9 protein-coding genes are annotated in these 12955 nt (G+C 37.7%); 4 read left to right on the top strand and 5 right to left on the bottom strand.

Annotated features, from left to right (window positions below; genetic code table 11):
• Positions 1–192 precede the first annotated feature (192 nt).
• Together CWC30_RS02010 and CWC30_RS02005 are read right to left on the bottom strand one after the other, a co-directional pair.
• The gene (locus CWC30_RS02010; RefSeq protein WP_138626286.1) at positions 193–3399 is read right to left on the bottom strand and encodes a TonB-dependent receptor; all 3207 of its coding nucleotides are present in this window, start codon (positions 3397–3399) and stop codon (positions 193–195) included.
• 43 nt (positions 3400–3442) lie between these two features.
• The gene (locus CWC30_RS02005) at positions 3443–4297 is read right to left on the bottom strand and encodes a S1/P1 nuclease (RefSeq protein WP_138626285.1); all 855 of its coding nucleotides are present in this window, start codon (positions 4295–4297) and stop codon (positions 3443–3445) included.
• 236 nt (positions 4298–4533) lie between these two features.
• On the opposite strand from CWC30_RS02005, the gene CWC30_RS02000 reads away from it, so the two are divergent.
• The gene (locus CWC30_RS02000) at positions 4534–5403 is read left to right on the top strand and encodes a type 2 periplasmic-binding domain-containing protein (protein ID WP_069438984.1); all 870 of its coding nucleotides are present in this window, start codon (positions 4534–4536) and stop codon (positions 5401–5403) included.
• Entirely contained in the window at positions 5403–6350 is a 948-nt protein-coding gene (locus tag CWC30_RS01995) for a hypothetical protein (RefSeq protein ID WP_138626284.1), read from the top strand. Before CWC30_RS02000 ends, CWC30_RS01995 begins: the two co-directional genes overlap by 1 nt.
• A gap of 125 nt (positions 6351–6475) precedes the next feature.
• Here the strand turns inward: CWC30_RS01995 and ushA are convergent, their stop codons facing one another.
• Together ushA and CWC30_RS01985 are read right to left on the bottom strand one after the other, a co-directional pair.
• On the bottom strand, positions 6476–8095 hold the full coding sequence (ushA, locus tag CWC30_RS01990) for a bifunctional UDP-sugar hydrolase/5'-nucleotidase UshA (RefSeq protein WP_138626283.1): 1620 nt from the start codon (positions 8093–8095) through the stop codon (positions 6476–6478).
• A 79-nt stretch (positions 8096–8174) separates the two neighbouring features.
• Positions 8175–8366 (bottom strand): hypothetical protein, encoded by a 192-nt coding sequence (locus tag CWC30_RS01985; protein ID WP_036983896.1) that lies wholly within the window; start codon positions 8364–8366, stop codon positions 8175–8177.
• A 296-nt stretch (positions 8367–8662) separates the two neighbouring features.
• Between CWC30_RS01985 and CWC30_RS01980 the strand changes: the two genes are divergently transcribed.
• The gene (locus CWC30_RS01980) at positions 8663–9406 is read left to right on the top strand and encodes a peptidylprolyl isomerase (RefSeq protein ID WP_008112351.1); all 744 of its coding nucleotides are present in this window, start codon (positions 8663–8665) and stop codon (positions 9404–9406) included.
• A gap of 40 nt (positions 9407–9446) precedes the next feature.
• Here the strand turns inward: CWC30_RS01980 and CWC30_RS01975 are convergent, their stop codons facing one another.
• A complete protein-coding gene (locus CWC30_RS01975; RefSeq protein ID WP_028834120.1) occupies positions 9447–9866 on the bottom strand; it encodes an MAPEG family protein in 420 nt (139 codons plus the stop codon).
• Positions 9867–10019: 153 nt separating this feature from the next.
• On the opposite strand from CWC30_RS01975, the gene CWC30_RS01970 reads away from it, so the two are divergent.
• Positions 10020–12902: an insulinase family protein gene (locus CWC30_RS01970; RefSeq protein WP_138626282.1), complete on the top strand. Its 2883-nt coding sequence runs from the start codon at positions 10020–10022 to the stop codon at positions 12900–12902.
• The last annotated feature ends 53 nt before the right edge of the window (positions 12903–12955 follow it).

Genomic DNA, 12955 nt, shown 5'->3' with positions numbered 1-12955 from the left:
ACTGTAATTTTTTTATTATAAAACACTTTATTTATGAAATTTAGCATTTTATCTATGTTTCAATATTTACCATGCAAATAGTAAGTAGCTTTTATGACAAACAGATGAAAAGTGATCTTTTCCATAAAAAAAGCCATTACATGCATGTAATGGCTTTTTAATTTTATGAGCTTTTGAAGTGCAAGTTATAGGTTAAAACTTATAGCTAACACCGATTTTAGCTTGCCAAGCTGATGAGCTAGTTTGATATTGGCTATAGTTACGAACATCTGCACCGTTGTATCTAGCATTAATGATGTAACGGCCATCATCATCTAAGCCAGCAAGGTCATAAACAGCTTGATCAGAGTAACCTAGACGTTTTTCCACACCCCAGTCACTGTTTAATAAGTTTGCAAAGTTATCAATCATAAAGTAAACCTCACCGCTATGACCTTTTGCAAAACCAGGGATTTCTTGTTTAACGCTAATATCCATAGTGGTAACCCATGGCTGAGTACCCGAATTGCGGTCTAGGATTTGACCACGCTCATTAATACCTGCACGGTTTAATAGGGTTTCAAGCTCTTCCCATGACAATTTAGAACGATCCCAATTTACGTTTGCATCATCTGGACCTGTAGGAATATATGCTAAGTAAGCTGAACTCGAGTTAAAGTCACGAGAGTCGCCTAAATCCCCATTTCTGAACATACCCATAGTATAACTAAATGGACGACCAGAGCGACGTTCAAAATACACATTAAATCTTGTGGCATAGCCACTGAAGAACTCAGTGTTATACGCTAAATTAACTTTAAAGCTATGCTCTACTTCATACGCACCACGGGCAGCAAAGTCTTCATTACGGCTCTTAGTAATATTGTACTGATAGTTGCTTTGTGCACGTGAAGAAGAACCTGAAGACGCTTCTGTTACATCTTGATGTGCATAGCTTGCTGAAATATAAAGGCCATTTTCCCACTCTTTAGCAAGTGCTGTTGTAAAAATAACAGAGCGACCGTCTTCTGCTGAATTAGTCATTGCTATATCAAAGTTATCAGCTAAATCACCGTTGTAAATACTTTCATAGATGATACGTTCGCCGTCGGCTGCTACACCTACAGGTTTAATGGCGGTGTTATGCCACACAGCTTCGTTTTCTTTTTTGTGATAAGCAATTTCTGCTTGCCATTTAAAGCCTTCGCCTAGTAACTCAGAATCAAAGTCGTACTCAAAACCAAGTTGTGCACGAATACTTGACGGTAGTTCAAAATTTGGGTCAACATAGTTTGTACTACCCGCACCTTGTACTAGTGACCCTTTTATAGCGTCTGGTACTTGAGTGATATCAGCTTGATTATTAGCATAGTATTCGTCAATAACGCTTTGTGGTGCATCTACAAAAGTAATGCCATCGTTTTGGAATGAGTTATTGTACCAAACGTTAGGAATACCGCCTTGGAAACGACCTACACCACCGTTAACTGTTAACGCTTCAGTTGCGTAATACTTAAAGCCAATACGTGGGAGTATAATATCTAAACCATCTAGGTTTTCTTGGTTGCTAAAGCCATAGGTGCTTAAAAAGTTTTCATTGAGTGTTGGTTTATCATCAGAAGATAAGCGCTCATAACGAACACCTGCCGTTACTTCTAAATCATCACCAACATAAAAAGTATCTTCAATGTAAAGCGCTAATTGATTACGAGTTGCATCGTAAGCAGTATCGTTCGGGTTATTTGTATAAGCATTACTGTAACTAAAGTCATACTGACCTGCGAAGTTGCCTACTTCACGATTTTCAAAACCATTAAAGTTATCAAACTCCCATGAACCCAGTGAATTAGCTGCAAAAAGGTTGTATAAGTTTAACGACTCATATTGCATACCAAAGTTAATTTCATGCTCGTCCATCAAATAAGTGGCATCAAGAGAAAGTGTTAAATTTTCTGTTGCTGAGCTATTGGCATGTCGAAACTCATCGATACCAAAGTTATAAGAAGGTCCGCGGAAGTATTCTTCAACTTTAACGCTACCAATATCAGAATTTGTTAAACTTCTTGATGATACATCTTTGTATGCAATACCGATTTCAGTTGAAAAGTCTTCGTTCCAATCCGAGTATAATTTGGTTGCAAAGTTATTAAACTTAGTGGCGTATGTGTAACGACTTGATGCAAGCTGAACTGATGTACCTCCAGTACCAAAGTTTGTTTCATCTTTGTCATCTTGCCACTGATAGGTAAAATCTAAACGATGATCATCAGCAATGTTCCAGCTTAATTTTACAAGTAATGTTTCATTGGTGTCTTTAGGGTCGCCACCAAGAGAATCGGTTAACCCGTATTCGTTATTTAGAATATTAAGAAAGCGGTTATAGCTTTCTTCACTCACATCGTATTCGTTGGTTGCGCCTGAACCTTCAAAACCATAGTCTAAATCTAGTTCGCTCGACCATTTATTGTAGTTAACAAAGTAAAATAAGGTATCGTCTATAAGTGGGCCGCCAACATTAAAACCGTAGCGTTTTTCAGTTTGATTTGGCTCTACTTGTTCGACAATATATGTACGGTGGCCATCGTCATCTAAAACAGGGCGGTTATCAGCAAACACTTGAGATATGCTGTCTACATCGCCTGCAATATCAGGTGTTGATGTTTCGTAAAAACCAGAAAACTTAAATTCGTTAGTACCTGACTTAGTTACCGCGTTAATAGTACCACCACCAAAGTTACCTTTAGAAGCAGAGAATGGAGAAACATCAACAGATATTTGCTCAATTGCATCAAGGGCTACCGGAGGCTGTGAAGTCGGGTAGCCGCCGTAACTTAAACCAAAGTCATCATTTTGGCCAATACCATCTACGGTTAAACCATTCGTACGTGGGTTGCTGCCAGCAAAAGTTAGCTCACCATTACCATTAATACTCGCAAGCGGATTTAAACGTGCGATATCTTTAATGTCACGGTTAAAGCTAGGCATATTATTGATAGTATCTTCGCCAAAAGTACTACTAGAGCCACCTGACTGTTGTACAATTTTATAACCAGAGACTTCAATCTTTTCAATGTTTAGCGGCGCTAATTGCGATGTTAATCTGTAAGTTTCGCCAAGGTTTAAAAAGATGTTTTCAACGGTGGTATCGTTAAACGTATCAGAGTCGATGATCACAGTGTAAGGTCCACCAACACGTAAACCATTCGCAATGAAAGTACCACTTTCATTGGTCGTTAGTTCACTAATTGTGCCGGTTGGTTGATGAACAACCTTAATTTTAACGTTTGCAGCGCTCGCACCTGAAGGTGTGGTTATTTTACCACGCATTGCAGACGAAGTGTCAGCAGCCATAGCGCTTGTTGAAACTCCTAGAGCTAGAATTACAGCCCCAGTTAATTTCGAAAGGCGAAGCTTAGTCATAATGTTGATTTCCCATGTAGATGATTTAAGTTAGAAACTAAATTTAATTTTGTGTTTGCTGTGTTAAGGCCATTTTTGATTGCGTGTTAGCAGGATCAAATAATGTATTTAACAATCCAGCCAAGCGAATGCCCGCTTGTTGCAAGCGTGTTTTCACAATAGGGGTGTTGTTGTAGATATAGTCGTAACTAATTTGTTCTTCTGTTGATTCATATATTTTTAGGGCTAAGTTGTGCGACTCTTCAAGCCAGCTTGTTGGTGTACTTTGTAAATATTCACTAATTAGCTCGCTGTTGTTGGTATTTACAAACTGAGCGTACTCAGTAAAAGATAAGTTTTCGTTTTCAACTAGTTTGGTGTCCCATAAGCTATGTAGGTTGGTCTGTTGATTAAATAAAGAAACCTTAACGCGATTGCCGCCTCTATCTTCTGCTCTTCCTGCATGAAATGGTTGATGGCTGTCACCCACTAAATGCACCAAAAAACGCAAGCTAAACTGTTTGGCCGCGAGGCTTGATTTATCATCTTTCAACACGCGGATAGAGTAGTGAATGCCTTCTAATATGTTTGTTACTGATTCTTTGTGTTTAGTGTGGTCGTGGTCAAAACTAAAGGTCGCGTTGTCATCAGCATTAATGTAATGCCAACGAGATGATTTTTTTTGCCAAAAGTCACCTGGTGCAGATCGCATTTCGTCAGGCCATGTTGAAATCTGAGCTAAAGATTCGCCATTGAGATAGGGGATAAGTGCAGTCTTAGTAGTTTCGCTTATGTGCGACTCTGCAATTTTACCCACTACACGATGCCCGTTTTGGCCCCAAGCATTACAATCTGTGCTTGCAAATATTGCACTAATTAAAAGTGTTAAAGAAAGCGAATATTTTACATTTTTGTACATTGAAGCATCCTAGTTAGTGTGACATTTATTTGGTAAACGCTGATAAGGTCAATTGTCCTCATTTTTTTAGTTGATAGAAAGGACTCAATAAAATTCATACTTTCTTATTTAAAATTATTTATATTCAATGGGTTGCGTTTAATGAGTAAAATTACCTGTTGTAATAAGTAATTAAAATTGTTCAAATGAGCTATTACTCTAATTTAAACGGGTGTTTTTTGAATATTAAGAAGTTAATGTTGCATAAAACAGCGATTGTTACATTTATGTTTCTGGTCGTGTTGCTAAGTTGGTTTTCAGGTCAAGTTATTGTGGGCGAGGAAGATATAACGTTTCCAGTAATAATTGAGACATCAACGACATGTCAAACAACGGCAACAGCTAATAAGAGTCAACTTATAGTATTTACCCCCTCAAAATACGTTGCTCAATTACTTACTCAAAATCTCTGTGGTGACAAAGTAGTGGCAAAACAGTATGGCTCTGTCATTGGCTATTGGGGGTATAGAACCGTTGATAGCTTAGAGTTTGTAGGTAAAGGTATTGCAGATTTAATTTTAGCGAAAAATAATATTATGGATGCGTTTAAGGCTGAATCTACTTACAACTATCAGCCTGTGGTTGGCTTTTCTGATTACACTGCGTTTTTTATCTCTTCAAAAGAAAAACCAAAGATCAGCAAACAATATTTTTTAGATAAAAAAATCGGTCTGTTAGATTATCCAACGAGTCGCTCAGGGCACATTTTACCCAAACAAGCCTTTAAAGAGCTAGGCCTAAACATTGCTCATCTAAAAATAACCTATGCGAGTTCACACAATGAGTTGAGAGAATTATTGGCGAACGGGGAAGTAGACCTTATTGCCTCTTTTTGGAGAGAAAGTGACAGTCAGCGTTTTTCAAAAAATTATATTACGCCTATTAGTAGTAATGTGGCAGGCACCCGTTGGTACTTAAAAATGCAGCATAACAATACTGATTTACTCTGTGCTGTACAGTCTCACTTATTGAGTATGTCTAAAGAACAATCGTTTCAATATTATCAAGATGTTGAGCCATATTGGCAGTGCAATAGTTACCCCGTTACCTTTATAGGGGAGTCGTAATGAATAGGTTAATATGGATAATATGCACAATTTTTTTATTCTTGGTTTTCTCGTCTGTTTTTTATGTTTCGACAATGCAAAAACAACAGCAAGTAAATAAATTACAAATAATACAAATAGAAAAACGAATCGCTTTAGACTTACCTTTGTTAGATTTATCAAATGAGCTGCTTAAACACTCAGGTAATAAAGCAGCTTTACTTAATTATATTCAAATCTTAAACACCTTTATTGATAGAACCGGTATTGAGGTTGTAGCTATAACGCCACAACATGAATTTGATGCTTCTTTAAAAACTTCCACAGAGTTTATTCGAGAGTTAAATAGTAATAATGGTGTGGTGTTTATTGTTTTGTCTTTGAGGCAGCCGTATTTTAAGCATGATGTGGTGGCTATTTATGGGATGCTTTTTATTCTTAGCGTATTACTAACATACCTAATAAAATTAGCCTATATCAACAAAAATGATGATAAGCAGGTTATTCACGCAGAATCAAATACTACAGAGTCAAAACCATTAACCCTGATCATTGACTTAAAAAGTAAAACCTTATCGAGTAGCGTTTCTTTGGATCACCAAGTGGCTTTGGCAAACAAACCTCTATGTTTTTATTTAGCGCTTGTTGAATATTGCACTAACAATTCAGAGATCAAGCTTAATCATAACAAGAATGTACCCGAGGAATTGATAGAGCTTGCCAATAAGTATTTCTATCGTTTAGTTGAGCTTGGTCATACAGTAAGAAAGCGTCCAAACTTTAATAACAGTCTAGAGAAAACATTAAGTGAAATTCGTGCCGCACTGGATGACGTGTTAAATGATTGCCCTGAACAAAAGGGATTATACTACCCACCGAAAGCATTTGGAGAGGGCTCACGCTCACGAATGCACAGTTATGGGTTAGCAAATGTGGGTCAAGGAAATATAGAAATAATAGGAAAGTAATCGTGGTTTGCTACTTAACCATAACTCTGATTAAGAGAGCTTAAATTGGCCTGGATAGCACATAAATCGCAACGATGAGTGTCATTACTATATCAATGACACTCATCGTTGTTCAATACAGATTACTATTTAGGTGCAAACTCATGTGCATCAACAGGGCTATGCTCTGCAAAAAATCGTTTTAATGCCTGAGCGTCCGTTTCATCGGTGCTTACGAATCCTTTCATGTGAGTAATTTTAGGGTAACTATCGCCACCAGAAGCATTATATTCATTAATACTCATGCGGTATGTTTTGTTTATATCAAGCGGCTTGCCGGCGATGAACACGTTAGTTACTTGATCCTCTTTAAGTTCAAAGGCTAGGTTGTGGTATTGCATGTAGGCTCCAGAGTCTGGTGGGAAACGCGTCACGACATTTAAATAGGTTAAAATATCATTGCCTTTGAAATCGATATAGGCGACACGGTTTTTAAAAGGCTGTACTTTGAGTATGTCTTTATAACTCACGTCACCTGCATTGATGCTATCGCGAACACCGCCACCACTGATAATGCCAAAATCGGCACCTACGGTATTCATTTGCGCTTGAATAATTACCCGAGCAAGGTTAGTTTGTTCAAAGCGTACTTTGTTACGATCACCCTCGAGTCTGTCATTCACAAAGCCAATTTTACCTTCAATTTGCTTTGCACCTTTTTTTTGGTACGCCGCTAAAAAGGTTTGTAGCGCTGGATCTGGTTTAATGTAATTTGCAGCAAGTACGGATTTTACGCTACCGTCTTTTTGCTTTTTATCTACGTACAAATTAACGGGCAATAATTGATAACTTAGCAGTGATAATTGACCGTTTTCTAATTTAAACTCCGCTTTACCCACATACTTACCCCATTCATGGGCTTGCATTATCCAGGTTCCATTTTGCTGATCAGGTTTACAGGCTAAACCTGGCTTAAAATTCTCATCTGTGACATTTTCTGCAGCCATACACACTGGCTCTTGGGAATGGCCACCAATGATCATATCAAGGGCGTTTCTATCTAAAGAACGAGCAAGCGTAACATCACCTGGGGCATTTATCCCATAATTGGCATCTACATAATGCCCCATGTGCGTTACCGCAATAGTAATATCGGGATTGTATTTTGCTTTTAATGTTTGGGTAAGTGAGGCGGTTATCTCAACCGGATCTTTAAAATCTAAGTGACCAATGTATTGCGGGTTACCAATTTTAGCGGTGTCTGTCGTTGTTAACCCAATTACGGCAATGGTTAAGCCGCCTTTGTTGAATATTTTATAACGTTCAAAAATAGTTTCGTTAGTTTGTTTATCAAAGATATTAGCCGATAAAAGAGGGAAGTTAGCCCATTGCTGTTGCTGTCTTAATACACTTAATGGATTATCAAACTCATGATTACCTAGTGCCATTGCGTCATAGCCAATTTTCGACATGCCTCTAAAATCAGGCTCAGCAAATTGCAGGTCTGATTCAGGGATACCAGTATTAATATCACCACCTGATAATAATAACACCTGATGCCCTTGTGCTTTTGCATCGGCTCTTAGCTGGTCGATTAGGGTTTTACGCGCAGCCATACCATATTCGCCTTTTTCATTATGCCAAAAACGACCATGATTATCATTGGTATGAAGAACAGTTAAGTAGTGTACTGCAGGTTTATTGACAGAGTCACTGGCACAGCCATATAAACCAAGAAATAAAATGAGAAAAACAAGAGTACGCATAAAATACCTATCGATTAACAAAACTCAGTATAGTAGGCGGCTAGTTTAAACTAGTTCGAGTTTAAAAAAACGCACTTATTCATGTTTTTTCAGCCAATGAGGCTTCACGTTGCTGCTCTACAACCCGTTTTCTGCGTGCGAGCTCATCATGTGCGTATTGAGATTTTTGATGATTTACATCAATCATCCATTTCAAAAAGCTGACGGGAAGTTGGGTGTATGGTTCACCTTGGTGTAGCCCAAAGTCACAAATAGTCGTGTTGTTTGCCATTATATTTACTCCTATCACTGTGTAGGCTGATAATAACAAAAAAAGAGTGATTGATAAGGGGCTTTTTAAGTACCTTGCTAGGCTTAAAGTTAATTAAAAAAGAGTCACCTTGATGTATTACAAGGCTCTCAGACAATTAACTATTCATAACGTGTTTAAAATCAAAATGTAAACAGTTGTAACTGCAGTGTAATTACTTTGATATGAATTGTAGTGTTAAGTGCTTATGTATCGATTTATAAAATGAATAACACTACTCTAATGACGCCTAATGACAATAAAAAATAGGAATAATAATGAAGAAGCTTATCTTAGCGTCAATTTTAACTGCAGCGAGCTTTTCAAGCGCAGCAACCATAGTCGAAATGCAAACGAGCCAAGGAACGATAGAAATTAACTTGTTTGATCAACAAACACCTAAAACAGTAGAAAACTTCCTAAGTTATGTTAATGATGCTGCGTATAATCAAACAGTAATACACCGCTCTGTTGATAAGTTTGTCATTCAAGGGGGAGGTTTTACTTTTTCTGATGAAATGGATCCCATTACAACCAAGCCAGCGGTTATTAACGAACCTGTTTACTCAAATGTAAAAGGCACAATTGCCATGGCAAAGCAGGGCGGCAATGAAAACAGCGCCACTAGCCAATGGTTTTTTAATATGAGTGATAACAGCCAAAACTTAGATTTACAAAATGGTGGGTTTACCGTTTTCGGACAAATAACAGCACAAAGCCAAGAAACTTTAGATAAAATAGCGGCCTTAGTTCATTGTGCAGAGGTACCATTGGTTGGTATTACTAAAGAGCAATGTTCAGATGAAAATGTGGTTATTAGTAATCAAAACTTAGTATCAATACAAACGGTGGTTGTGCTTGATGACGATCCTAATTCAGCACAAAATTTAACACCTAAAGAGAATACATTAATTGATAACGTAGAAGTGACACCACCACAAAGTTCAGACTCTAGTGGCAGTATGGCATGGTTATTAGGCGCACTATTGCTTGTAGCACCTAGGTTAAAACGCACTAAATAAGCCGTAAAAATAACGGCGACTTATCATAGCCGCCGTTTTTTTAGTTGTAAAGTACGCTCACCAGTAACATTACCCACATTACAAACACAGCTAAGCAGCCTAGCAAAAATACTCTAAAACGGGCTCTTAAATGATTACTACCAAGATGAATGAGGCTATGAATAATGCGTGTCGCTACAAATATACACGCCAATACTGCAATAGGGACACTCGCCATATTAAGCTGTAAAGCAAGCAAACATCCCGCATAAAAAAGCACAGGTATTTCAAATTGATTACTAAAATTACGATCAGCGACTCTGACATGATCGCCCGCATTATCAAGGCGCATAGCAGCAAAGTCACTTAGCTGTATGTGTTTGTTTTTAGCCGCCGCAAAACGTCGTTTTCCCATTATTACCATCACAACTAATGAAAGTGTTACCTGAACGAACATGGCTATTATTATTATCTTTTCCATAACTTACCTTATTATTTATATTAACTATTCACAATGTGTTACACAATTAAGTGCTAATTAGTAGCATAGTATTAATAGATAATGGTAGCTTATAAGTGATTTAGTCTTTTTATAACACTAAGCCCATATTTAACAGCAATGGATATAACTAAAATGAAACACATCATCGGCTTAAGTGCAATTGCACTGGCAATATTAAGCGGTTGTTCGAATACCGCCACTCTTTCTCAATCATCACAAACATCACTTTTATCACCAACGCTTGTTGTAAGCCCTAACGATAATCGTGAATACAAAACACTAACACTTGCCAATGATATTGAAGTGATTTTAGTTTCTGATCCAAGCGCAGAAAAATCAGCTGCTTCATTGAGTGTCGGTGTCGGCCTGCTGCACGACCCAATGAGCCAACAAGGAATGGCGCATTATTTAGAACATATGTTGTTTTTAGGCACTGAGCGCTACCCTGACACTAAAGGGTACTCCGATTTTATGACTAAAAACGGTGGGGCGCATAATGCCTATACGTGGCTCGATATTACAAACTACATGTTTAAAATTAATAACGATGCGTTTGATGAAGGCTTAGACCGCTTTTCAGACTTTTTTAAAGCCCCTAAGCTTTACCCAGAATACACAGAAAAAGAAAAAAACGCAGTGAATGCTGAGTGGTCAATGCGTCGTGAAATGGACTTTTTTGGCCAATTTAAACTTGCACGTAAAATGATGGGTGAACACCCAGCTAATCGATTCTTAATTGGTAACCTTGAAACGTTAGGCGATAAAGCTGATAGTTCATTACACAAAGAAACTGTTGATTTTTATAATAAATATTATTCATCAAATATTATGAAAGTGGCGTTAATTTCTAATTTACCGCTTGAAGAAATGCAGAAAAAAGCAGAAAAATATTTCGCTGATATTAAAAATAAAAATATTGAAAAGCCAAAAGTATCAGCCAAGCTAGATTTTGATAATGCCGGTGGTAAACGTGTTTTTTACTCGCCAAACGAAGACGTTAAACAATTACAACTCGATTTCACAATTACTAATAATCAAACTGAATTTGCAGTAAAACCTAATCGTTTTGTTGCCTATTTACTTAGCAATGAAATGCCAGGTAGCCCAGCACAAATATTACGTGATAAAGGCTGGGTATCGCAGTTATCAGCGTCTGCTTCACCAAATCAATATGGTAACTATGGCTCTTTAAATGTGAACATAGAGCTGACTGATGAAGGCATGAAAAACCGCGAATCAATTGTCGCGACAATCATGCAATATATTGACTTGATTAAGCGTGAGGGCGTTAATAGTAAGTACTTTAATGAAATTCGCACTTCTTTAAATAATCAGTTTAAATTTTTAGAAAAGGGCGATGAGTTTAGCTACGTCAGTGCGCTGACTCAAAGCATGCAAGATTATCCGTTAAATCATGCGATAAACGCACCGTACTACTATGCTAAGTTTGACGCTGATGCGGTGAACAATGTACTTAAGCAACTTAATGCCGATACACTGCGCATTTGGTATATTTCTCAACAGGAAGATACAGATTCTGAGCTGCATTTTTACGATGGCAAATATAAAATTAACGATATTAGCGACGCAGAAATTGCCAGCTGGGAAAAACCAAATGAATTTAATTTAGCCTTACCCAGTGTTAACAATTTACTGCCAGAGAGTTTTGCAATTAAAACGCAGGCTTTTAAAGAGCAAAAACACCCTGAACTTAGCTATGATAAAAACGGTGTAAAAATCTGGCGCCAAGCAAGCCAGCAGTTTGCAGAGCAGCCTAAAGGTTTAGTTGAGGTGTATATCAACACACAAACAGGGTTGCGTGATATTAACTCAACCGTCCTTTATTCTGTGTGGGCAGATTTATATAACACCCAATTAAGTCAGCTACGAACCGAAGCGGCTATTGCCGGTATGAATGTTAATTTAAGCTCAAGCAATGGCTTAGTTTTATCATTAAGTGGTTTTACCGATAAACAAGATACTTTACTTAAACAAGCGTTAGCTGGATTTGACGATGAAATTTCAGCGCAAGCATTTAATCAAGCGATTGACCGTTATCAACGTGATTTACTCAATCAGCAAAAACAGTTCCCGTATGCACAAGCGTTTAGTGAATATTCAAAACTGACTAGAACCGGTAGTTTTGATACTGACGCGCTTATTAAGGCAGCTCAATCACTGACACTCGCTGATTTACAAGCATTAAAACAAAGCACCTTAGCGAATAATAACTTACGTGTATTTAGCTTTGGTAACTATGATCAAAAAGATATTGATGCCATTGCTGCTGAATTAACGGCTATCTTACCAAATAATCATACAAAATCTGAGTTTGCTCGCAGTAAAGCTTGGTTACCACAACAAGGTGAAGCGCGCGTATTACACAAAGATATTGATGTAGCCGATGTAGCCGTTGTCGATATGACCATTCACCCAACGCCAGGTTACAAACAAAAAGCGCAGGCGGCGGTTTTACAAGGACACTTTAGAACAATCGCGTTTGACAAAATGCGTACCGAAGAACAACTAGCTTATGCGGTAGGGGCGTTAGCGCGTCCTATTGAGGATTACTCTGGTATTGGTTTGTTTATTCAAACACCGGTTAAAGGGCCAAAAGAAATTCAAGTACGCTTTGATAAGTTCAAAAAAGAGTACGCTTCTGAGCTTAATGCTATGAGTGAAGAAACATTTGCACAGCTTAAAAATGCAACTTTGGTTTCGTTAAAAGAACAGCCAAAGAATTTAAGCGACGAAATGAGTCCATTGATTAACGATTGGTACCGTGAGAACTTTGATTTTGATTCAAAACAAAAGTTAATTGCAGAAGTAGAAAAAGTCACCCTTGCTGATATTAAAGACTACTACCAGCAAACCATGTTAAATCCACAAGCAGCACGCTTAAATGTGCAATTACGTGGCAGTAAGTTTAGTGATAGCGAGTTTGCTGATTTGCCAAACCAAACTAAAGTGACAAGTTTAGATGCTTACTACAGCGATATAAAATTGCAAAAGTAAGTTGAAATTACTCAAAAACCAAACAAAACCCAGCCATTGTTGACTGGGTTTTG

This window comes from Pseudoalteromonas sp. S4741, from assembly GCF_005886135.1.
In the GTDB taxonomy this organism is placed as follows: domain Bacteria; phylum Pseudomonadota; class Gammaproteobacteria; order Enterobacterales; family Alteromonadaceae; genus Pseudoalteromonas; species Pseudoalteromonas tetraodonis.
This window is presented reverse-complemented; position numbering and strand designations above follow the sequence as displayed.